This window comes from Rudaea sp. (assembly GCF_047601565.1).
GTDB lineage: Bacteria > Pseudomonadota > Gammaproteobacteria > Xanthomonadales > Rhodanobacteraceae > Rudaea.
Window position 1 is genome coordinate 2,186,386 of the sequence record NZ_JASGIY010000001.1, and the last position, 21,922, is coordinate 2,208,307.

Sequence of the window (21,922 nt, forward strand, 5' to 3'; positions counted from 1 at the left end):
GGGCGGAGCGATGCGGTGTCTTGCGGCCGGCTTTTCCGATGCGTCATTCCGGCCCGCGCCGGAATGGCGGCAGGGTGAGGTTCAGCCGTGATTCGCCGCGATGCGCAGGGCCTCGAACGGCACGAGGCGGCCGGCCACGGCCCGCGGCGCGTCTACGTCCGGCGCCATCGCGGCGGCGGCGGAATGCCAGTGCAGGCGCAGCGCATAAGCGCCCCTGGGCAGCTCGAAACGCAGCACGTCATCGCTGCCTTCGCCGGCATAGTAGCCGGCGAGGCGCCGGCGCAGGCGGCCGGCCTCGACGCGCACGATCGGGTCGAGGCGCGGGTCGTAGTTCGCCGTATCGCGGCCGAACACCTCGACCGCGATGACCGTCTCCTTGCTGCTCGCCGCCGGCGAATTCAACGCCTGCTCGAGCAGGTAGGACAGGAGCCGGCGATGGCGGCGCGAATGCACGAACGCGGCGCTGGCGGCGACGCGCGCGAGGTGTTCGCGGGCGGCGTCGATCACGGCGGCGTGAGGTTGCACGCAAACAGGATGGACGAGCATGGACAGTTCCCCTGGAGGACGGCACGGCGTCCCGGCATTCGGACATGCGTAAAAACGGGGGCGCAAGTCTCATCGGCCCCGATTGCCGTGCCGGCGCGTCGCCGCCGACGCGCGGGGTATACTGCGCATGGGCCACGGGCGATGCCGTGGGGCGGCGGCGAAGCGACCATGACGACCGATCGGAGCGAACCGGTCACGAACCTGCTGGCGGCGATGAGTGCAGGCGATCCGCTCGCCGTGGAGCGGCTGTTCCCGATCGTCTATGCGCAACTGCGCCAGCTCGCCCAGCGCCAGCTCGCCGACGAGTTCGGCCAGGTGACGCTGGCGCCGACCGATCTCGTCCACGAAGCTTATCTGCGGCTGTGCGGCGGCGCATTGCCGCAGGCGGCCGACCGCCGCCACTTCCTCGGCATCGCCGCGCGCGCGATGCGCCAGGTGCTGGTCGATCGCGCGCGCCATCGCGGCGCGCAGAAGCGCGACGGCGGCGAGCGTGTCACGCTGTCGCCCGACGTCGCCGCCGATACGGGCTCGACGCCCGACCTGATCGCGCTCGATCAAGCGCTCGACCGCCTCGCCGAGGTCGACGAGCGCAAGGCGCGCGCGATCGAGCTGCGCGTATTCGCCGGCCTCGAGTTCGAGCAGATCGCCGAGACGCTCGGCGTCTCGCGCGCCACGCTCGCGCGCGACTACCGCGGCGCGCAGGCGTGGCTGTACCGCGCGCTGGCGATGGACGAGCCGCGGCGGTGACCGATTCGCGGCGCGCGCTCGCGCTGTTCGACCGGGTCGTCGCGCTCGATGCGCCTTCGCGCGCGGCGCTGCTCGACGCCGAATGCGGCGGCGACGAAACGCTGCGCCGCGAGGTCGAGGAACTCGTCGGCGCCGATGGGCGGGCACGGGACTTTCTGTGCGATCCGTTGGTCGTCGGCGATGCCGCGCCGGGCGACCGCAGCGACGAACTGCTTGGCGCGTACCGTCTCGTCGCGCTGGTCGGCTCGGGCGGCATGGGCAGCGTCTATCGCGCGCAGCGCGCCGACGGCGCGTTCGACAAGCCCGTCGCGATCAAACTGTTGGTGTTCGACGCGGGCGACTTGCGCGCGCGCTTCGCGCGCGAGCAGCGCATCCTCGGCAACCTCGACCATGCTCACATCGCGCGCCTGCTCGACGTCGGTCGCGACGCCAACGGCGCGCCGTTCCTGGTCATGGAATACGTCGACGGCGTGCCGATCACGCGCCATGCGCGCGAGCGTGCGTTGTCGCTGCGCGCGCGTGTGGAGCTGTTCCTGCCGGTGCTCGACGCGGTGCAGAGCGCGCACGCGCAACTGGTCGTCCATCGCGACATCAAGCCGGGCAACGTGCTCGTCGATGCGCACGGCAATGCGAAGCTGCTCGACTTTGGCATCGCCAAGCTGCTCGACAACGGCGGCGGCGCTGCGACGCGCACCGGCATCGGGCCGCTGACGCCGGAATATGCGAGTCCCGAGCAGGTGCGCGGCGAGCCCGTCGGTACGCCGTCCGACGTCTATTCGCTCGGCATGCTGCTCTACGAACTGGTCTGCGGCGTGCGCCCCTACGCGATCGCGGACACGAGTCCGACCGGCATCGAACGCGCGGTTTGCGAGAGCGAGCCCATGCGGCCGAGCCTGCACTTCGCCGACGCCGACGGCGGCAATGCGCGCGACCTCGACGCGGTGCTGCTCAAGGCGCTGGAAAAGAAACCGGCGCAGCGCTACGCGAGCTGCGCCGAGTTCGCCGCCGACCTGAAGCGCTGGCTCGCGCGCGAGGCGGTGATCGCGCGCGAGCCGTCGCGGCGCGAGCGCCTCGCGCGCTACGTGCGGCGGCACCGGCTCGGCGTATCGGTCGCGGCGGCGGCGAGCCTGGCGCTGCTCGTCGGCCTCGCGGTGGCGTTGTGGCAGGCGCGCGTGGCGTTGCAGGCGCAGGCGCGCGCCGAAGAGATGAACCGATTCCTGCTCGCGATGTTCGACGCCGCCGATCCCGACGATCTCGGCCGCAATACGCCGGTCGGCACCGTGCTCGACCGCGCCGGCGTGCGCGCCGAACGCGAACTCGCCGGCGATCCGCTGCTGCTGGCGCAGATCCAGTCGGCGCTGGCCAACGCCTATTTCAAGTCGGGCGATCTCGACAACGCTGCGCGCGAGGCGCAGGCGCAGATCGCCAGCGCCGACCGCAGCGGCGACATGCACGCGCGCATCCTCGCGCGCATCGGCCTGGGCAACGCGCTGATCCATGCCAGCCGGCTCGACGAAGCGCGCAAGAACCTCGACGCCGCGCGCGATTTGGCGCTCGCGGCCGACGAGCGCAGCCTGCTCGGCCAAACCGAAAATTCGTTCGGCGCGCTCGCCAACCAGCTCGCGCAGCCCGACGAGGCTTTGCGTCACTACTCCGCGGCGCTCGCCGATCTCGGCGACGGCGAAGGCGACATCGAGGCGCGCGCCGAGGCGCTCAACGGCCTCGCGCTCGATGCCGGCAACCGCGGGCAGTGGACGCGCGCGATCGGCCTGCATGAGCAGTCGTTGGCGTTGCTCGGCCGCCTCTATCCGGACGGCTCGGTCTACCTCGTTGCCCAACTCGGCAACCTCGCCACCGAACTCGAGTCGGCCGGCCGGCACGACGAGGCCGAACGCAAATACGCCGAAGGCCTGGCGATGGGCCGGCGCCTGGTCGGCGAGAACGACAGCCAGGTCGTCAACCTGCTCGCCAACTGGACCTTCGACGACACGCGCCGCGGCGACGCGGCCGCCGCGCTCGCGCACGGCGAACAGGCGTATCGCGCCGCGCAGCCGCTGGCCGTGCGCAACAATGCGCAGGCGGCCTATGCGATGTCGGTGTATGCCGGCGCGCTGATCCTCGCGCAACGCTACGCCGATGCGCTGCCGGTCGTCGACGAATGCCTGCGCATCCGCGAGGCGATCCTCGCGCCCGATCATCCGTTGCGGGTCAGTACGCGCAACCTGCGCGGACTCGTGCTCGCGCACGTCGGCCGCGTCGACGAAGGCGCCGCGCTCGTGCGCGAGACGTACGAAACGTTGCACGGCAGGCTCGGCGACGATCATCCGCTGACGCGCGTCGCGCGCGAACGGCTGGCCGAGGTCGAACGGATCGGGCACTAGCGCCTTTCACGGTGTGCCGCCCACGCTCATGCCTTCGGTCGGCGTGAACGCCTTGCCGTCCGCGCCGACGAATTGGAAAGGCACCGACAACATCGTCATGTTCGCGTTGCGCTGCACGACGAAGTGCAGGTGCGGTCCGTTCGTGTAGCCGGTTTCGCCGGACAGCGCGAGCACCTGCCCCGCACGCACGCGGTCGCCGACCTGCACGTGCGCGCTCTCGAGCTGCAGGTGCGCGTACACCGCCATCGTGCCGTCGTCGTGGACGATGCGCACGTTGTTCGCACGGTCGCCGTATTCGTTCATGTCGAGGCCGTTGCCGTAGAAGTCGTTGTCGACGGTCATCACGACGCCGTCGCGCGCGGCCAGCACCGGCGTGCCTTCGGGCATGCCGATGTCGACGGCGTACCGGTTCTGCGCCTCGCTGTGGCTGAACGCGCCGTCGAACCCCTGGTTGATGCGGAACTTGCGATCGGCAGGGAACGGCAGCGCATGGCGCGCGTTCGCGTCGGGCACCGCGCGATAGTCGCCCGGCAGGTAGGTGTACTTGTAGCCGTAGCGGAAACCCGCGGCGGGATCGGTCGCGGCGATGTGCAGGGCGCGCGTCTCGCTGCGGCCGGGCAGCACCACGCGCGCGGGCAGCACTTCGGGCTCGGTGCGCACGTTCTGCGGATCGGTGACGTCGATCTCGACCGTGACCGGGCCGCCCGCGTCGTTGACGAAGATGATCGTGCGGTCCGCGTCCGTGCCGTCCTCGCGCGAATGCAGCAGCGGCGCCGCGTCGGTGCGCACCAGCGTCGATTTCACTCCCGGCGTTCCGTCCAGCGGCTTGACGTCGGTGAAATGCACGATGCCCTGCGCGTCGGCGTACTGGTACAGGTGCTTGGCCTGCGCGGCGAAGACGCAGATCGCGCCGAGCAGAACGACTGGCAGACGACGAAACATGACGACGATGATATCACCTTGTGATACGATCACGACAACGAGGCCGTTTCAGGATAGTGCCATGCAGACCGTCAAGGTATTCAAGCTCGGCAAGGCGCAGGCCGTGCGCATCCCGGCGCGCTTCAGGTTCGACGTGGACGAAGTGCAGGTGTTCCGGCGCGGCGACGAACTGGTGCTGCGCGCGAAACCGCGCGATGCCGCTGAATTCTTCGCGTGGCTTCGCGCGAAGTACGGCCCCATCGACATACTGCCCGTGCCGCGCAGCAAGGAACTCGAACCCATCGAGCCCCTGGAGCTGTAGCGCGTGGCTACCGCATATCTGTTGGATACCAATATCCTCAGTGCCGTCATGCGCGGCGAACCGCGCGCGTTGCTCAGCCGACTCGTCGGGCTTGCGCCCGAGCGCATGCACTTGTCCACGTTGGTATTCGCCGAACTGGCCGCAGGTGCGGAAAAGGGCCGACGCAGCGCAGCCACACTGGCGATGGTGCGGAATTTGACCGCAGGCATGACGCTTGCACCCTTTACTCACGACGACGCTTTGGCCTACGCCCGCATCCGCGCCGCGCTCGAACGCAAAGGCGCCAACATCGGCCCCATCGACCTGCTCATCGCCGCGCAAGCCGTTTCGCGCGACCTCGTGCTCGTCACCGACAACCTGCGCGAATTCCGCCGCGTGCCGGGGCTGGCTTGCGAAAACTGGTTGCGGTAGCGCAGCTCAAAAAAGCCGTCATTCCAGCGGCTTTCAACAGCCGAAGGGCTGGTCAAGCGGGAATGACGAGCTGAGGATCGACGCTAAACAGGAGCGCGAATCCGACTGAGCCGAACCAGGCGGCCTGTTGATGACTTTGCTATTTCAGTTGCCGCTTGCGGATGAAGACCACGCCCGGCAGATTTTCGAAATGCGCGTCGCAGGTCAGTAGGTCCGCGTCGTGTTCCAACGCAGTGGCGTAGACGATGGCGTCGGCAGTGGCGAGCTTGTGCTCTCGCCAAAGTTCGGCGGCGCGAAGCGCAATTGTGGTGTTCAGCGGTACGACAAGGCATTTGCGAGTCATTCCGATGATTTCGACGGCTTGCCGTTCATCCGCTCCGCGCGACAGCCATTTCGACAGCTCCAGTTGCACTATCGTCGGGACCACGCACTCGTCCTGCCTCGGGAATTCGCGTTCGACTGCGTACCCGGCAGTGCTGCCGTTCAGCCGCTCGATCCAGGCCGATGTATCGACGACGCGCACGGCTCAATAGCGGTCATTGCGATCGCGGTAATTTTCCGTGTCGAGGTTCATGTCCTTGAGCATGCCGGTCATTTCCTCGAGCTTGCGCACCGGCACAAGAACGATGCTGCCATTTTTCGGCACGAAAACGAGTTCCTGCCCGGCCTTCAGGTGCAGCGCCTCACGCACGGCTTTGGGAATGGAAATCTGGAATTTGCTGGAAATCGTGGCTGAGGCGGACATGATCTTACCTTATCGGATCGATGCGGATTTGGTAAGAAATTAGCACTCGATCACATTCACCGCAAGCCCGCCGCGCGACGTCTCCTTGTACTTGTCCTGCATGTCGCGCCCCGTGTCGCGCATGGTCTTGATGACCTTGTCGAGCGAGACGCGGTGCTTGCCGTCGCCGCGCAGGGCCATGCGCTGGGCGTTGATCGCCTTGATCGCGCCCATCGCGTTGCGCTCGATGCACGGAATCTGCACGAGGCCGCCGATCGGGTCGCAGGTGAGGCCGAGGTTGTGCTCCATGCCGATCTCGGCGGCGTTCTCGACCTGGTAGATCGTGCCGCCGAGCGCGGCGGTGAGGCCGCCCGCGGCCATCGAACAGGCGACGCCGACTTCGCCCTGGCAGCCGACTTCGGCGCCCGAGATCGAAGCGTTCTCCTTGTAGAGGATGCCGATCGCGCCCGCGGTCAGCAGGAAATCGACGATGCCGTCGTCGCTCGCGCCGGGCACGAAGCGCTCGTAGTAATGCAGCACGGCGGGGATGATGCCGGCCGCGCCGTTGGTCGGCGCCGTCACGACGCGGCCGCCCGCGGCGTTCTCCTCGTTGACCGCGAGCGCGTAGAGGTTGACCCAGTCGAGGATCGTCAGCGGATCGCGCAGCGCGGCTTCGGGGCGGTTGCGCAGTTCCGCGGAGAGCGTCGGCGCGCGGCGCAGGACCTTCAGCCCGCCCGGCAGCGTGCCTTTCTCGCGCATCCCGCGCGCGACGCAGTCGGCCATCGCTTTCCAGATCGTGAGCAGGGCGAGCCGCACTTCGATTTCGCTGCGCCAGACTTTTTCGTTTTCGAGCATCACCTGCGCGATGGTCTTGCCCGATTCGGCGCAGAGTTTCAGCAGTTCGTCGCCGCTCGAAAACGGATAGGGCAGCGGCGTCGTGTCGGGCACGATCTTGTCGTCGGCCGCCTCGTCGGTGTTGACTACGAAGCCGCCGCCGACCGAGTAGTAGTCGCGCGTCGCGAGCACTTCGCCGCTGGCGTCGAACGCGGTGAAGCGCATGCCGTTGGTGTGGAACGGCAGCTTCTGCCGCTTGTTCATGACGAGGTCGGTCTTCTCGTCGAACGCGATTTCGTGCTGGCCGAGCACGCAGAGTTTCTTCGTCTCGCGGATGCGGCGCAGGCGCTCGGGAATCGTGTCCGGGTCGATCTTGTCCGGCCACTCGCCTTCGAGCCCGCACAGCACCGCCTTGTCGGTGCCGTGGCCGCGCCCGGTCAGCGCGAGCGAGCCGAACACCTCGGCGCGGATGCGCGCGACGTTTTCCAGCAGGCCGCGCTCGGCGAGTTGACGATTGCAGAAGCGCGCCGCAGCGCGCATCGGCCCGACCGTGTGCGAGGACGAGGGGCCGACGCCGATTTTGAACAGATCGAAAACGCTGACGGCCATGAGTGATCCAGCTTCCCTTCTCCCGCCAGGAGAAGGTGCCCGAAGGGCGGATGAGGGAAAGACGTCGGGAACCGTATCGTGGGTAAAATTGTAACGCTCTTCCCTCGTCGCGCGCTGCGCGCCATCTTTTCCCGCCCGGAGAAACCAAGGATTGCTTGCGCAATGCGTCTGATCCTCTACCAGCGCGACGACTGCCATCTCTGCGATCTCGCGCTCGCCGAACTGGCGCGGGCCAGAGTGCCGGACTTCGACAGCGTGTTCATCGACGACGATGCGCAACTCGAGGCGCGCTACGGCGAGCGCGTGCCGGTGCTGCGCGACGGGCAAGCGGATCGGGAATTGGCGTGGCCGTTCGACGCCGCCGCCGTCGCCCGTTTCGTCGAGGAATGACAATGGCGCGCGGCTACGGCGCCGGCTGCCGGCCGCGCAGCCGCGCGAGGATCGCCGCGCGCGCCTCGCGCAGGATCGAGTCGCGGTCTAGGCTGGCGACGATGTCGGCGACCGCGCGCTTGGCGCCGCCCTCGCCCCACGACTTGCCCTGCACGAGATACTTCTCCGCGGCGCGGCCGACGAGTTCGGTCGCGTACCAGGCGAGCGCGCCCTGCGCGCCGGCGGTGACGACCGTGGTGAGCCCCGCGCTGACGCCCTTGAGCGCGCTGGAGACGAGATGCACGCCCCAGATCGCGCCCATCAGCGCGGCGAGCTGCGCGCAGATCGTCGCGATCAGCGTGCCGGCTTCGCTGCGCGTCAGTGGCATTCCGTATACTTTTCCCAAATGCAGCACGAGGGCGACGTCGAGCGAGGCGGCTGCGAGCAGGTCGGCGACCGGTACCGGGTTGAGCGCCACGGCGACGCCTTTGGCGAGGCAGTAATTGCGGATCACGCGCTGGGCGAGATCGCGGCGCGCGGCGGCGACGCGCAAGGCGACGCGGTCGGAGAGGTCGCCCGCGAACAGGCCGGCGTTGAGCGCGGCCAGCGTCTTGCCTTCGCGCTCGGCGATCTCGCGCACGCGCACATCGAGTGCGGTGACGTCGGGCGCCTGTGCCGTGCGCGTTTCGGACTCGCCGCCGTCGGCGCCGACCTGCACGACGATCTTCTCGCCCGGCAGCGCGGCGCAGGCGATCACGTCGTCGGCGCGCACGAGTCCGGCCGCGTGCTCGCGCAGGCGCGCGAGCAGGCGCTCGCGTTCGTCGGCGGTGTAGCGGTCGGCCTTGTTCAGCGCGAGCAGCAGCGGACGCTGCGTGCGGCCGAGCGTGCGCAGCGCGTCGAGCTCGCTCTGGGTCATGTCGCCGTCGACGACGAAGACGACGAGGTCGCTGATCGCGGCCACGTCGAAGGCGAGCCGTTCGCGTTCCTCGCCCGACAGTTCGTTGATGCCCGGCGTGTCGATCAGGTGCAGACCCTGGCCGGCGACCTCGCGCCAGCGCTCGGCGTTGCGCGTCTTGGTCGTGCCGTGCAGCACGCCGGTTTCGAACGCGCGCCGACCAAGCAGCGCGTTGCCGAGCGCGGACTTGCCGACGCTGACGCGGCCGAACACGGCGATGTGCAGTTCGCCCGCGGCGAGCTTGTCGAGCAGCGCTTCGATCTGGGCGAAATCCTCGGTCAGTTCGCCGCGCACGCCGGCGGGAATGCTCGTGTCGTCGAGCAGCGCACGCAAGGCCTCGCTGGTCTGGGTGACATGCGCGTCATCGGTCCGCGCCGGCACGGCAATGCCGGGAATGCCGCCCAGTTTTTCGCGCAGACGGGTCCACCAGTCGCTTGCTGCCATTGCGATGTCGTTGCAGAGAGGAGGGTGTAATGGTAGCGCGTTGAAACGCTCCCGCTCGTCATTCCCGCCTTCGCGGGAATGACGAGCGGGGGCATATGCGTTGCCTACTTGCCGCTCAGCACCAGATGCCCGTGCACGGGCACGTCGGTGCCGATGTCCTTCCAGTCGCCGCCCGCACCGAGGCCGAAGTCGGCGCGCTTGAGCACGGTGTCGACGTCGAGCGTGGCCTTGTCCTCGCTCATCGCGAATTTCACCTTGAGCGTGACCGGCTGGGTCTTGTCGCGGATCGTCAGCTTGCCCTTCGCCTCGACGCCGCCATCGGCCGCCTTTGCGAACGACTCGGTGACGAAATGCGCCTGCGGGAATTTCTTCGGGTCGAAGAAGTCTTCGCCCTTGAGCGAGTCGTCGCGCTCGCTGCTCGCCGTGTCGACGCTGGCGACGTCGACCGTCACGTCGAACTTCGATTTCGACAAATCGGCTTCGTCGTAGCTGATCGCCGCGTCGAATTTCCTGAACTTGCCGTCGAAGCCTTCGCCCGAGTACGTGCCTTTGAACGTCAGCGTCGATTGCGCGGCGGCGACCGTCCAGTCACGCGCCGGCGCCGCGATCGGCAGCGCCAGCAGCAGGGCGGGCAGCAGGTGGCGTGTTTTCGGCATGGTCGTTCTCCATCGTTGCGGGTGGGGATGCGGATACGGGCGGCACGTTCGCGCGTCGACCCGGCAACATGCGCGAGAGCGTGCCGTCCTTGTCGACGAATTCGTGCACGAGCGCCATCGCCGCGTGGCCGCAGGCGACGACGACGAGCAGCCAGAACAGCCATTCGTGCGTCGCGTGCGCGAGCGGTTTCAAATCCTGATCGGCTGCGGCGATCGGCGGAATTTCGAACAGGCCGAAAAAAGACAGGGGACGCAGCCTGGTGACCGAGTCGAACCACCAGCCCGACAGCGGCACGGCGAACAGCAGCGCGTAGAGCAGCGCGTGGCCCGCGCGCGCGGCTAGCGCCTGCCAGCGCGGCATCGAGGCGGGTTCCTGCGGGCGCGCATCGAACGCGCGCCAGGCCAGGCGCAGCACGGCGAGGATCAGCACGGTCATGCCGATCGACTTGTGCAAGTTGTAGTACACGAATGCGCTGGGCCGCTTCGGCAGCCCGACCATGTACAGGCCGAGCACGCCCTGCACGAGGATCAGCAGCACGACCAGCCAATGGACGGTTTTCGCAATGCCGCCCCAGTGTCGCGCGTCGCTTTTCAGAGGCATTTCAGTGTTCCGTCTGATGGGCTGTGGAAGGGGAATTCCGCGTGCGCTCCGCCTCGTTCCGTGCGTTCTCGTCGTGCAGGCCCTCCGCCTCGATGCGGATGGTGACCTCGTCGCCGATGTCCGGCAGGTAGCGGGTCATGCGGAAGTCCGAGCGCTTGAACCGGGCGGTGGCGCTGAAGCCCGCCGTCCGTTTGAACGTATAGATGTCCACGCCGCTGCGGTTGAACGTGATCGCGAGGTCGAGCGGCAGAGTGGCGCCGAGCAGGGTCAGCCTGCCGTGCGCGACGGCGGTTCTGTCGCCGGTCTTTTCCACGCGGTCGGAAACGAAGCGCGCGGTCGGGTAGTGCGCCACATCGAGGAAGTCGCGCGAGCGCAGCTTGTCGTTCCACGCCGCGTCGCCGAAGTCGATCGAGGCGGTGTCGATCGTCACGTCGGCCTGCGCGGTGCTCCAGTCGTCGGGATCGAAGCGGAACCATCCGCGCTTGACGTGCAGCCGGCCGCCCGGATACGAAAAGTCGAGGTGGCTGGCGCTTGCGGTGATCTGCGTGTGCACGGTGTCGAGCCGGTAGTCGTGCGGGGCCGCCAACGCCACCGCGGGTGAGGCGAGTGCGAAGAAGGCGATGGCGCGGATGATTGACATGACAAAACTATGCGATACCGGGATGACGTGGACAAGCATCGGCCATGGAACGATGTGTTGCTTGCTTCCCTTCCCCCGAAGGGAAAGGGAAGCTAAGGTTCTTCTTTCTCGCCGCGCAACGCGTATTGCGCGATGCGCCGGAGCCTTTCCGCACTGGCGTCGGCGAGCAATTGCGACAAGGCGCTGCTCGCCGCGTCGCGGTCCAGCGCATGGCGCTCGCGCAGGGTCAGTGCGACCGCGCGGCCGAGGCTGTCGAAGATCAGGCCGTAGGCGATCGCGTGCAGCGCGCCGCCGCCGAGCGTGCCGAGGCCGGGAAACGCCTTGGCCGCGTTGCCGGCGATCGCGAGCACGAGCGAGGCGCTCGTGCGCACGTTGAGCTTGACCTGCGAGACGAACGCTTCGACGTCGATGTCGCGCACCGGCACGGCGTAGAGCTTCACCAGTTCGCGCACGAGTCCGGTCGCGAGCACGGCCTGGATGACGAGGTCGCTGCCCGGCATCACCGCGGCGAGCGCGCCGACCACGGCGCGCTTGGTATATTTTGCGACGATGGCGTCGGCCTCGCGCTCGCGCATCGCGCCTTCGAGTTCGCCGGCGCGCGCGTCGACGCGGGCCAGCACCGCGGCTTCGCGCGCGGGCTCGAACGCGGCGGCGCCGTGCTGCGCATAGGCGTACAGCAGGGTGCCGAGCGAGGAGACGTCGGCGTTGCGTTGCCGCTGGACGGTTCGACTGTGTCCACCGGCATCGCGGCGTTCGATCGATTCCGTGCCGCCGGCGCTGACGATGACTTGCGCATCCGTCGCATCGCGATATTTTTTTTCCAGCGCGGCGGCGAGCGCCGCGCGTTCGTCGTCGCGCAACTGATCCGCCTTGTTGATGACGAGGACGAGCGGTTTGCCGAAGCTGCGCAGCCAACGAAGCTCGGCGTCCTGGTCGCGGGTCAGATCGCCCGCCGCGACGTAGAGCACGACGTGCGCCCGCAGGGCTTCGTCGCGCGCCAGCGTTTCGCGGTCGGTCCCAGCGACTTCATGCGTCCCCGGCACGTCGGCCAAGGTCAGCTCGATGTCCTCGGCGAACGAGGTGCGATAGTGCGAGGCCGCACGCGTGGTGCCGCCAAGCACATCGGTTTCGATGGGCGCGATGGCGCTGCCGTCGCAACGCGTGCCGGTGAAGGCGCGGATCAGGCTGGACTTGCCCGCGCTGATCTCGCCGAACACGGCGACATAGAGTTGCCCGTCACGCGCGCGGCGGTCGAGTTCGGCGAGTTCGGACTGCAGCTCGTCGGTGTCGGCGCGCTGCTGCGCGAGCGCGTCGAGGCGCGCCTGCACCTCGGCGCGCGCGGGCGCCTTTGCGACGACCGGCTGGCGCGGCCGCAGCAGGCGCCAGGCGATCCAGGCGAAGCCGAGCGCGACCGTGGCGATCAGCGCGGTCGCGGCGTATTGCAGCCACGCGGGCAGATCGCGCAATTCCTGCCACAGCGCGATGCCGCCGCGCAGTGCCGCGATCGTCGCCCACAGCGCGGCGGCGAGCGCGAACACGGCGAGTAGGATCAGGCGCAGCGGGCGGCGGGGAGTGGCCATGGGAATCGAAGCGGGAATGCCGCGATTCTACTGGAGCGCCCGCCGTTTCTGGCATGATCGCGGCGGGACGCAGGGAAATGCCGATGCACGCCACGCTGATTCTTTCCGCATTGCTTGCCGCCGCGCCGGCACCCGCACGGCCGGATGCGCTGCTCGCCACGCCGTATTTCCAGGTGTTGACCGTGGCCGACGGCCTGCCGTCGAGCCATGTCTACAAGATCGTCGAGGACGGACGCGGCTTCGTCTGGATCGGCACGCGCGACGGTCTCGCGCGCTACGACGGCGCGTCGTTCCGTGTCTGGCGGCACGACTCGGCCGATCCGGCGTCGCTCGCGAGCAACGACGTGCCCACCGTCTACGTCGATCGCGCCGGCCGCATCTGGTGCGGCGGCGACGACGGCCTGTCGATGCTCGATCCGGCCGCGGGCGATCGCTTCGTCCATTACCGCCACGACGCGAACGACGCGGCCAGCCTGTCGACCAACGACGTCTGGACGATCACGAGCGGCGCCGACGATGCGATCTGGATCGGCGGCTACGGCGGCGGCGTCGACCGGCTCGACCCGGCCACGGGCCGCATCGCGCATCTGCGCGCGCAGCCCGGCGGCACGCAGGGGCTCGCTTCCGACAACGTGATCGCGCTGCATTTCGATGCCGGCGCGCGCCTGTGGATCGGCACGGATACGGGCATCGACCTGCGCGACACGGACGGCAGCGTCCGCCACGTCGATCTTTCCGCCGTTTCCGACGACGGACGGTTCAACGTCAGCGGTTTCGCCGCCGAGGCGGACGGCAGCATTCTCGCGACGACGGGGCACGGGTTGCTGCGCATCGGCAAGGACCTCAAGGCCACCGTCGTCGCCGAGAAAGGCCTGAACGATTCGCATACCTACTTCGTGGTCCGCGATGCGGCCGGCGAACTGTGGGTGGGTACGCGCAACGGTCTCGACCGCATCGATACGAATGGACGTCCATACGGCTATTCGGAAAACTCCTTCGTGCCGGGCAGCTTCCCCGGCAGCACCGCCTTCGACGCGATGCGCGACCACGAGGGCGGCCTCTGGTTCGCCACGTTCGAAGGCGGCATCGCGCGGCTGCCGCCGCAGTGGCGCAACTTCAGCCTGTACCGCAACATTCCGGGCAATCCGGCCAGCCTGTCGGCGAACCGCATGCAGGGCATGGCCGAAGACGCCGCGGGCGCGGTCTGGATGGTCGACCTGAACGGCGACATCGACCGGCTCGATCCGGCGACCGGGCAAGTCGAGCGCATGAGCGGCCACTTGCCGCCGCCGGACAAGGCGCTGTGGTCGGTGCTCGCCGACCGGCTGGGCCAGATCTGGGTGGGACATCGGCACGGCCTGCGTGTCTACGATCTCAAGAGCGGCAAGTTCGAGGACCTGCCCGTGGATGCGGCGCGCGGCGACGCGCTCGCGCCGGGCCTGGTGCAGAACATGGCGGAGTCGGCCTCCGGCGCGATCTGGGTAGCGGCATCCGCGTCCGGCGGCGCGGTGCATCGCATCGATGCGCGCACGCATGTCATCGAACGTTTCGACGAAGCCAATTCGGGCCTGCGCAACGGCGAGATCGACCAGATCGGATTCGACCGCGACGGCGCACCCCTCGTCGCCAGCGGCGCGGGCCTCGACCGCTTCGACGCCGGCGTGCGGCGCTTCTCCGCCGTCCCGGGCGCGCCCGCCTCGCACGTGGTGGCGTTTGCATGGGCGCCGGACGGCACGCTGTGGCTGTATCTGCCGGATGCGCTCGAACGCTATCGCGAACGCGGCGGCGCACTCGAGTCGATCGAGCGCGTCGATGCCGGATCGGGCTGGCCCGCGATCAGCGTCGGCGGCATACAGGTCGACGCGCGCGGCGAGGTCTGGGTGAGCAGTCCGCGCGGCCTCTGGCGTTACGACCCGCGCACGCATGCCGTGCGCCAGTTCGATGCGCACGACGGCCTCGCCAACGCGGAGTTCTCGCGCATGCCGCTGCTCGCGCGTCGCGACGGCAGCGTATTCGGCAGCACGCTCGGCGGCATCGTCGGCTTCGCGCCCGAACGGGTCGCGGAAAATCCGTTGCCGCCGCCGCTCGCGCTCGAAAGCGTGGCAGTGCGCCGCGCCGGGCATGACCTCGCGCTCGATGCCGCTGCGAGCGCGCTGGCGCTGGACTGGAACGACCGCGACCTGCGCCTGCACGCGGCGGCGTTGTCCTATGCCAACCCGGCCGGCAACCGCTTCCAGTGGAAGATGAGCGGCGTCGATGCCGGCTGGGTCGATACCGGCAATCGCGGCGAGCGCGAGTATTCGCAACTGCCGCCCGGCCGGCACACGCTGTGGCTGCGCGCGGCGAACGCGAGCGGCGTGTGGAACGAGAGGGCGCCGCTGATCGTCGAGCAGCCCGCGCCGCCGTGGGCGACGCGCCGGGCTTACGCAGGCTATGTCCTCGCGCTGCTGCTCGCCGCATGGTGGGCGTTTCGCGGTTACCGCGCGCGCCTGCTGCGCCGCCATGCCTTCGCACTCGCCGAACAGCAGCGCCGCTTCGCCGAGGCGGCGAGTGCGGCGAAGAGCGATTTCCTCGCGACGATGGGCCACGAGATCCGCACGCCGATGACTGGCGTGCTCGGCATGGCCGAACTGCTGCTGCGCACGCCGCTCGACGGCAGGCAGCGCGGCTATGCGGAGGCGATCCTGTCCTCGGGGCAGATGATGCTGCGCATGGTCAACGACTCGCTCGACCTCGCGCGCATCGAGGCGGGCAAGCTCGAACTCGAAGACACGCTGTTCGACTCGCGCGCGCTCGTTTCCGAAGTCGCCGACCTGCTGCGTCCGCTCGCGCTGACAAAAGGACTGGCCTTCACCGAGACGATCGCGTCCGACGCACCGCGGCGCGTGCGCGGCGACGCGGTGCGGATCAAGCAGATCGTGCTCAACCTCGCCAGCAACGCGATCAAGTTCACCGAGCGCGGGAGCGTCGCGATCGAACTCGCGCGCGCGGCCGGCGGCGGCGTCGAGCTGCGCGTGCGCGACACCGGTCCCGGCATCGGCGAGGCGATGCACGCACGCCTGTTTCGGCGCTTCGAGCAGGCTCAGGGTGCGCAGCGACGTCACGGCGGCAGCGGCCTCGGCCTTGCGATATGTCGCGAACTCGTCGTGCGCATGGGCGGCACGATCGAACTCGACAGCGAGGAGGGCGTCGGCAGCACGTTCCGTGTCGTGCTGCCCTTTGCGGAAGACGAAGATGAAGATACGAGCGGAAAAAGTACGACGGCGATGCCGGCAGCGCCGGTGTGTGCGCGCAGCTTGCATGTGCTGCTGGTCGAGGACGACGCCACCGTCGCCGCCGTGGTGGCCGGCCTGCTCGAAGCGCAGGGACATCGCGTGCGCCACGTCGAGCACGGTCTCGCCGCGCTGACCGAGGTGGATTCGGTGCCGTTCGACCTCGCCCTGCTCGACCTCGACCTGCCCGGCCTCGACGGCCTCGCGCTTGCGCGGACGCTGCGCGCGCGCGAAGCGCAGTCGGCCGTGTCGCGCCTGCCGCTGATCGGTATCAGCGCGCGCTCGGCCGGCAACGAGGAAGCGCTGTGCCTGGCTGCCGGCATGGACGCGTTCCTGCGCAAGCCGGTCACCGGCGCCATGCTGGGAGATTGCTTCGCGAAAATCCTGCCGGAGATTTCGTGACGGCGCGACGAGCCGTGGCTCAGGGGCGCCGGCTCGCCTCGTGTACCGCGTCGATCAGCACGCCGAGGCGCTCGGGGTCCACGTCCGGCGTGATGCCGTGGCCGAGGTTGAACACGTGGCCCGGATGCGGGCCGAAATCCGCGAGCGTGCGCACGGCCTCGGCGCGGATCGCCTCGGGACTCGCGTGCAACACGGCCGGATCGAGATTGCCCTGCAGCGCGACGCGGTCGCCGACGCGTGCCCGCGCCTCGGCCAGCGAGATCGTCCAGTCCAGGCCGAGTGCGTCGCAGCCGGTGTCGGCCAGCGCTTCGAGATGGCCGTTCGCACCTTTCGAGAACAGGATCAATGGAATGTTCTTTGTTGCATTGTCGCTTTTTATACTTTGCGCGATCTGTGCGAGGTAGCGCAGGCTGAACTCGCGGAACATCGCCGGGGGCAAGAGGCCGCCCCAGGTATCGAACACCATCAGCGCCTGCGCGCCGGCCGCGGCCTGTGCGGCGAGGTAGGCGGCGACCGAACGCGCGACCACGTCTAGCAGACGGTGCATCGTCGCCGGCTCCTCGAGCGCGAGCGCCTTCGGCCGCGCGAAGCTGGCCGATCCGCCGCCTTCGACCATGTAGCAGGCCAGCGTCCACGGGCTGCCGGCGAAACCGATCAGCGGCACCTTGCCGTTGAGTTCGCGGCGGATCAGGTGCACCGCATCCATCACGTAGCGCAGGTCGGTTTCCGGATCGGGCACGCCGAGCTTTTCGATTTCCGCGGGCGTGCGCACCGTTTTTGCGAAGCGTGGGCCGACGCCTTCGTCCACCGACAGGCCCAGGCCCATTGCGTCGGGAATCGTCAAAATGTCGGAGAACAGGATCGCCGCGTCGAGCGGATAGCGCGCGATCGGCTGCAGCGTGACTTCGCAGGCCAGTTCCGGCGTCTTGCACATGTTGACGAAGCTGCCGGCGCGCGCGCGCGTGGCGCGGTACTCGGGCAGATAGCGCCCGGCCTGGCGCATGATCCAGACCGGCGTAAAGTCGACGGGTTGGCGCGCGAGCGCGCGCAGGAAGCGGTGGTCTTGCATTTGTATACTCTGTTTGATTCCCTTCTCCCTGCGGGAGAAGGTGGAGCGAAGCGCCGGATGAGGGACGGGAATGCCCATTCTGGAAGGCTTGGCGCAAATGGCAAGACTCTTCCCTCATCCGCCCTTCGGGCACCTTCTCCCGATGGGAGAAGGAAAGATTTACGAATACGGCGAATCGATGCCCTGGCTGAACATCAGCCGGAAGCCGCGCTTGAGCTGCGCGTCGCGCGCGTGCTCGAACGCGGCAATCGCGTCGTCGCGCTCGAGAAACACTTCGCGCTTCAGGCTTGCGCGTCCGCCTTGCTGGCCCCATTCGCGCGTCAGCGTCCAGCCGCCGAGCAGATCCTGCTGCAACTGGATCTGGTAGTAGCGCGGCGCTTCGGCGGCGAGCGGTTGGGTTTGCAGGAGAATGCGCATGGCGCGGATTGTAGCGCGCGGGCGGGTGGTCTTGCCGCCTTCGCTTGTTCTATCCGTCATTCCGGCGAAAGCCGGAATCCAGAGTCTTTGCCTTGGTTTTTTTCGACCGCATCCCTTCACCTTTCCGCGCGCATCCCGCGCGCGGGTGACTTTCTCTTGCTTGTGCAAGAGAAAGTCACCAAAGAGAACACACCCCGGATGCCGCGCCGCCTGCGGCGGTGCGCGAGGTCATGCCGGGGTTCGTTGAACGCACGTCCGTGTGCGTACAACGAACTCGCGCGCATCGTGCGCGCGATCCTGCGGACGTTTCCGACATGCCCTCGCCGCGGCAAACGGGGACCCGAAGATCAAAAGCGCCGTTTCTTTCCCTTCTCCCGGTGGGAGAAGGGAAGAAAAGGCGTGTAGGAGCGCGCTGCTTTTGATCTTCCGGGGCCCCCATCGCATTGCGGCGGCAGCGGACGACAAGGCCCCGCAGGGGTGCGCGCGTGGACCGCGCGCATTCCGTTGTGGCACACGGATGTGCCATCAACGGAACCCGGCCGCTGTCGCGGACCCGCAGCGCAGGATGCGCGCAGGGCGCAATGCGCTGGGGTGTGTTTCTTTGCCTACTTTCTTTGCACAAGCAAAGAAAGTAGGACGCTCGCCCGCAGGGCGAGTGGAAGCTTTTGCTTTTGGATGGCCAAAGAGCAAGAACTGGATTCCCGCCTTCGCGGGAATGACGGACGGATGCGAGTGAGAAGAGCCCGAAACGAATCTCCGCTTTCCTCGCATCGCTGTCGCAATGTTCGACCTGCCTGCGCAGCCAGCCACGTTGCGCTACGAGAGCAGGGTGCGGATCGTCGCGAGGTCCACGTCGGGCACGATCTCGGCGCGACCGACGCCGCGCCAGAGGATCAGACGCAGGTTGTCGGAAAGATTCTTCTTGTCGAGCTGCATCAGGCCGAGGAGAAGGTCGGCGTCGAGACCGGGCGGAAACGCGGTCGGCAGGCCGAAGCGTTCGAGCAGGGCGATGAGGCGTTGCGTGTCCGCCGCGGGCGCGCGGCCGTGGCTGGCCGACAGCCGCGCGGCGAGAACCATGCCGACCGCGACCGCTTCGCCGTGCAGCAGGCCGTCGTAGCCCATCGCGGTCTCGATCGCGTGGCCGAAAGTGTGGCCGAGGTTGAGCAGCGCGCGTTCGCCCTGTTCGGTCTCGTCGCGCGCGACGATGCTCGCCTTCTGCCGGCAGCAATGCGCGATCGTCGCGGCGAGCGGCTCGGGCTCGCGCGCCAGCAGCGCCTCGGCATGGCGTTCGAGCCAGGCGAAGAAATCCGCGTCGCCGAGCGCGCCGTACTTGACCACTTCGGCGAAGCCGGCGCGCAGTTCGCGCAGGGGTAGCGTGGCGAGTGCGGCGGTGTCGGCGATCACGGCGCGCGGCTGGTGGAACGCGCCGACGAGGTTCTTGCCCTGCGCCAGGTCGACCGCGGTCTTGCCGCCGACCGAGGAGTCGACCATCGCGAGCAGCGTGGTCGGAACCTGCACGAACGCGATGCCGCGCATCCAGCAGGCCGCGGCGAAGCCGGCGAGATCGCCGATCACGCCGCCGCCGAGCGCGATGATCGTCGCGTCGCGATTGGCTTTCATCGCCGCGAGCGCGTCGAACACGCGCGCGGCCGAGGCGAGCGTCTTGTGCGCTTCGCCGTCGGGGAGTATCAATGTGGAAACCTGTACTTTTTCGCATCCCGCGCGGATCGCGGCGGCGACGCGGTCGAGGTAGAGCGGCGCGACCACGTCGTTGGCGACGATCAGCGCGTGGCGGCCGCGGATGGCGCCGGCGAAGCGCGCCGCGTCGTCGAGCAGGTTCGCGCCGATCGCGATCGGGTAGCTGCGCGCGCCGAGTTCGACGGCGAGTTCGATCGCCGGCAGCGGGGATGGGGAACGGTTCATGCGGCGTGTTCGGCAGTGGCCGGCGCGGCGGCGCGCTGCCAGCGCACGCCGAGTTCGTCGATCAGCCGTCGCGCCACGGCGCCGCTGTTCGCGTTGAGCCCGGTCGGCACGATGAGGTCGGCGATCTCGCGGTACAACGGTTCGCGTTCGGCGGCGAGCTTCTGCAGGCGCGCGCGGCGGTCTGGCGCCGCGAGCAACGGGCGCTTGTGGTCGTGGGCGAGTCGTCTCAATTGCTGTTCGATCGTGGTTTCGAGGTAGACGACGTAGCCGCGTTCGTGCAGGCGACGGCGGCTTTCGGGTGCAAGCACGGCGCCGCCGCCGGTCGAGAGCACGATGCCGGGCCGCGCGCTGAGTTCGTCCAGCAGTTCGGACTCGCGCTTGCGGAAGCCGGCTTCGCCGTCGAGTTCGAAAATGAGCGCCACCGCCGCGCCGCTGCGCTCCTCGATTGCGTGGTCGAGATCGACGAAGGCAAGGCCGAGCTGTGCGGCGACGCGCCGTCCGACCGTGGTCTTGCCGGCGCCCATCGGGCCGATCAGGAAGAGGCTGGGGGCGGGATTCATGCCCGGAATGGTAGCAAACCGGCTCCGGTCAAATCGCGTAAAATGCTGCGATGTTCCGGTTCGTCCTCATTTTCCTCGCTTGCCTGGCGGTGCTGTTTCCGCTCGATCTCTACCAGCCGGTGCAGCAGCACGTGATCCTGCCGCTGACCTCGGCGATCGCCTGGGCCTGCGTCGCGATCATGCACCTGTGGGACGACCACGTCGTCGCGCAGGCCAACATCATGCGCAACACGCTCAGCGGCGGCGGCATCGAGATCGTCGCCGGGTGCAGCGGCGTCGAGGCCGTCATCATCCTGATCTCGGCCGTGCTGGCCTTCCCGGCGCCGTGGAAGTACAAGCTGGCCGGTATCGGCCTCGGTTTCCTCGCGATCCAGTCGCTCAACGTGGTGCGTCTCATCAGCCTGTATTACCTTAACGAATGGAACCATGTCTGGTTCGAGTGGTTCCACCTGTACCTGTGGCAGGCGCTGATCATCCTCGACGCGCTCGTGTTCTGGCTGGTGTGGCTGCGCTGGCTGCCGCGCGGACCGCGCCCGCCCGCGCCGCCCGTTGCTGCGACCGCATAAGCCTTCCGCCACGTTGCGCACTAGACTCGCCGCACGCACGGCGCGTCGCCGCGCGCATCCATTATGGAGATCAATCCCATGACCGTAGCGAAGGTGATCGAGATCAATTCGTCCTCGTCCAAGGGCATCGAGGACGCGGTGAAGGACGGCTTGAAGCGCGCGGCGAAGACGATCAACAACATCAAGGGCGCCTGGGTCAACGAGATCAAGGTGGTCACCGACGACGCCGGCAAGGTGAGCGAATGGCGCGTCAACATGCGCATCAACTTCGTGCTTGACTGAAGCATCCGCGTCGCCTCGCCGCACCCGCGGTGAGCGCGATCCGCGCCGTGCTAGCATCGCGGCATGACCACGCCGCACGAGTTCTCCGATCCGGTCTACCTCGAGGCCGTCGCCCAGTTCCGCGACCTGCTCGACGAGGCCGCGGGCGCCGGCGAGCCGGAACCGACCGCGATGACGCTGGCCACGGCCGATGCGCAAGGCCGCGTCGCCGCGCGCATCGTGCTGCTCAAGGCGGTGGACGAGCGCGGCTTCGTCTTCTACACCAACTACGACAGCGCGAAGGCGCAGCAGCTCGCCGCGCATCCGCAGGCGGCGCTGTGCTTCCTCTGGAAGACGCTGCGCGACGTCGTCCAGGTGCGCGTCGAGGGCGCGGTCGGCAAGGCCGGCGCCGAGGAGGCCGATGCCTACTTCGCCTCGCGCCCGCGCGCGAGCCGGATCGGCGCGTGGGCGTCGAAACAGTCGCAGACACTGGTGGCGCGCGGCGAACTCGATGCGCGTATCGCCGAAGCCGAACGGCGCTACGCCGATGCCGACGTGCCGCGTCCGCCGTTCTGGGGCGGTTACCGCCTCGTGCCGGACATGATCGAGCTGTGGTTCGGCCAGCGCGCGCGCCTACACGACCGCGTGCGCTATGAGCGTGGCGACACTGGCTGGACGAAGTGGCTGCTGTATCCGTGAACGAGTCGCCTTC

At 68.4% G+C, this 21,922-nt stretch carries 23 protein-coding genes; 9 read left to right on the forward strand and 14 right to left on the reverse strand.

Annotated elements, in window-relative coordinates; genetic code table 11:
• Window positions 1-81: 81 nt before the first annotated feature.
• The gene (locus QM741_RS09550; RefSeq protein ID WP_415207481.1) at window positions 82-546 is read right to left on the reverse strand and encodes a hypothetical protein; all 465 of its coding nucleotides are present in this window, start codon (window positions 544-546) and stop codon (window positions 82-84) included.
• Between the two features lie 168 nt (window positions 547-714).
• On the opposite strand from QM741_RS09550, the gene QM741_RS09555 reads away from it, so the two are divergent.
• Both QM741_RS09555 and QM741_RS09560 read left to right on the forward strand, forming a co-directional pair.
• Complete coding sequence (locus tag QM741_RS09555; protein WP_415207482.1) at window positions 715-1,293, forward strand: ECF-type sigma factor; 579 nt, start codon at window positions 715-717, stop codon at window positions 1,291-1,293.
• Window positions 1,290-3,674, forward strand: a complete 2,385-nt coding sequence (locus tag QM741_RS09560) for a protein kinase domain-containing protein (RefSeq protein ID WP_415207483.1) — start codon at window positions 1,290-1,292, stop codon at window positions 3,672-3,674. Before QM741_RS09555 ends, QM741_RS09560 begins: the two co-directional genes overlap by 4 nt.
• Before the next feature lie 6 nt (window positions 3,675-3,680).
• Here QM741_RS09560 and QM741_RS09565 read toward each other — a convergent pair whose 3' ends face one another.
• The gene (locus QM741_RS09565; protein WP_415207484.1) at window positions 3,681-4,616 is read right to left on the reverse strand and encodes a M23 family metallopeptidase; all 936 of its coding nucleotides are present in this window, start codon (window positions 4,614-4,616) and stop codon (window positions 3,681-3,683) included.
• A 61-nt stretch (window positions 4,617-4,677) separates the two neighbouring features.
• Between QM741_RS09565 and QM741_RS09570 the strand changes: the two genes are divergently transcribed.
• Both QM741_RS09570 and QM741_RS09575 read left to right on the forward strand, forming a co-directional pair.
• A complete protein-coding gene (locus QM741_RS09570; protein ID WP_415207485.1) occupies window positions 4,678-4,917 on the forward strand; it encodes an antitoxin in 240 nt (79 codons plus the stop codon).
• Between the two features lie 3 nt (window positions 4,918-4,920).
• Window positions 4,921-5,328: a type II toxin-antitoxin system VapC family toxin gene (locus tag QM741_RS09575; protein WP_415207486.1), complete on the forward strand. Its 408-nt coding sequence runs from the start codon at window positions 4,921-4,923 to the stop codon at window positions 5,326-5,328.
• A gap of 139 nt (window positions 5,329-5,467) precedes the next feature.
• Here QM741_RS09575 and QM741_RS09580 read toward each other — a convergent pair whose 3' ends face one another.
• Genes QM741_RS09580 through QM741_RS09590 form a run of 3 tightly spaced genes read right to left on the reverse strand, consistent with a single transcriptional unit; the run spans window position 5,468 to window position 7,495 of the window.
• Complete coding sequence (locus QM741_RS09580) at window positions 5,468-5,851, reverse strand: type II toxin-antitoxin system VapC family toxin (RefSeq protein WP_415207487.1); 384 nt, start codon at window positions 5,849-5,851, stop codon at window positions 5,468-5,470.
• Between the two features lie 3 nt (window positions 5,852-5,854).
• Window positions 5,855-6,073: an AbrB/MazE/SpoVT family DNA-binding domain-containing protein gene (locus QM741_RS09585; RefSeq protein ID WP_415207488.1), complete on the reverse strand. Its 219-nt coding sequence runs from the start codon at window positions 6,071-6,073 to the stop codon at window positions 5,855-5,857.
• A gap of 39 nt (window positions 6,074-6,112) precedes the next feature.
• A complete protein-coding gene (locus QM741_RS09590) occupies window positions 6,113-7,495 on the reverse strand; it encodes an L-serine ammonia-lyase (protein ID WP_415207489.1) in 1,383 nt (460 codons plus the stop codon).
• A gap of 162 nt (window positions 7,496-7,657) precedes the next feature.
• On the opposite strand from QM741_RS09590, the gene QM741_RS09595 reads away from it, so the two are divergent.
• Entirely contained in the window at window positions 7,658-7,885 is a 228-nt protein-coding gene (locus QM741_RS09595; RefSeq protein ID WP_415207490.1) for a glutaredoxin family protein, read from the forward strand.
• A gap of 13 nt (window positions 7,886-7,898) precedes the next feature.
• On the opposite strand, the gene QM741_RS09600 is transcribed toward QM741_RS09595, so the two are convergent.
• The 5 genes from QM741_RS09600 to QM741_RS09620 form a co-directional block, all read right to left on the reverse strand.
• Window positions 7,899-9,263 carry a DUF697 domain-containing protein gene (locus tag QM741_RS09600; protein WP_415207491.1) on the reverse strand — a complete coding sequence of 455 codons (1,365 nt, stop codon included), beginning with the start codon at window positions 9,261-9,263 and terminating at the stop codon, window positions 7,899-7,901.
• 104 nt (window positions 9,264-9,367) lie between these two features.
• Window positions 9,368-9,919 (reverse strand): YceI family protein, encoded by a 552-nt coding sequence (locus QM741_RS09605; protein WP_415207492.1) that lies wholly within the window; start codon window positions 9,917-9,919, stop codon window positions 9,368-9,370.
• Window positions 9,852-10,520 (reverse strand): cytochrome b, encoded by a 669-nt coding sequence (locus QM741_RS09610; RefSeq protein WP_415207493.1) that lies wholly within the window; start codon window positions 10,518-10,520, stop codon window positions 9,852-9,854. The genes QM741_RS09605 and QM741_RS09610 overlap by 68 nt, the downstream gene beginning before the upstream one ends.
• Window position 10,521: 1 nt before the next feature.
• Complete coding sequence (locus QM741_RS09615; RefSeq protein ID WP_415207494.1) at window positions 10,522-11,160, reverse strand: YceI family protein; 639 nt, start codon at window positions 11,158-11,160, stop codon at window positions 10,522-10,524.
• A gap of 92 nt (window positions 11,161-11,252) precedes the next feature.
• The gene (locus tag QM741_RS09620) at window positions 11,253-12,740 is read right to left on the reverse strand and encodes a GTPase (RefSeq protein WP_415207495.1); all 1,488 of its coding nucleotides are present in this window, start codon (window positions 12,738-12,740) and stop codon (window positions 11,253-11,255) included.
• Between the two features lie 83 nt (window positions 12,741-12,823).
• On the opposite strand from QM741_RS09620, the gene QM741_RS09625 reads away from it, so the two are divergent.
• Window positions 12,824-16,414, forward strand: a complete 3,591-nt coding sequence (locus tag QM741_RS09625) for an ATP-binding protein (RefSeq protein ID WP_415207496.1) — start codon at window positions 12,824-12,826, stop codon at window positions 16,412-16,414.
• A gap of 19 nt (window positions 16,415-16,433) precedes the next feature.
• Here the strand turns inward: QM741_RS09625 and hemE are convergent, their stop codons facing one another.
• From hemE to aroK, 4 genes are all read right to left on the reverse strand, one after another.
• Window positions 16,434-17,483, reverse strand: a complete 1,050-nt coding sequence (gene hemE / locus QM741_RS09630; protein WP_415207497.1) for a uroporphyrinogen decarboxylase — start codon at window positions 17,481-17,483, stop codon at window positions 16,434-16,436.
• A gap of 159 nt (window positions 17,484-17,642) precedes the next feature.
• A complete protein-coding gene (locus QM741_RS09635; protein WP_415207498.1) occupies window positions 17,643-17,900 on the reverse strand; it encodes a WGR domain-containing protein in 258 nt (85 codons plus the stop codon).
• 816 nt (window positions 17,901-18,716) lie between these two features.
• A complete protein-coding gene (gene aroB, locus QM741_RS09640) occupies window positions 18,717-19,823 on the reverse strand; it encodes a 3-dehydroquinate synthase (RefSeq protein WP_415207499.1) in 1,107 nt (368 codons plus the stop codon).
• Window positions 19,820-20,383: a shikimate kinase AroK gene (gene aroK, locus QM741_RS09645; protein WP_415207500.1), complete on the reverse strand. Its 564-nt coding sequence runs from the start codon at window positions 20,381-20,383 to the stop codon at window positions 19,820-19,822. The genes aroB and aroK overlap by 4 nt, the downstream gene beginning before the upstream one ends.
• Before the next feature lie 50 nt (window positions 20,384-20,433).
• Between aroK and xrtH the strand changes: the two genes are divergently transcribed.
• The 3 genes from xrtH (at window position 20,434) to pdxH (ending at window position 21,909) form a co-directional block, all read left to right on the forward strand.
• Window positions 20,434-20,949 (forward strand): exosortase H, encoded by a 516-nt coding sequence (gene xrtH, locus QM741_RS09650; protein WP_415207501.1) that lies wholly within the window; start codon window positions 20,434-20,436, stop codon window positions 20,947-20,949.
• A 78-nt stretch (window positions 20,950-21,027) separates the two neighbouring features.
• Window positions 21,028-21,231: a dodecin family protein gene (locus QM741_RS09655; protein ID WP_415207502.1), complete on the forward strand. Its 204-nt coding sequence runs from the start codon at window positions 21,028-21,030 to the stop codon at window positions 21,229-21,231.
• 63 nt (window positions 21,232-21,294) lie between these two features.
• Window positions 21,295-21,909, forward strand: coding sequence for a pyridoxamine 5'-phosphate oxidase (gene pdxH, locus QM741_RS09660; protein WP_415207503.1), 615 nt, complete (start codon window positions 21,295-21,297; stop codon window positions 21,907-21,909).
• Window positions 21,910-21,922: the final 13 nt, after the last annotated feature.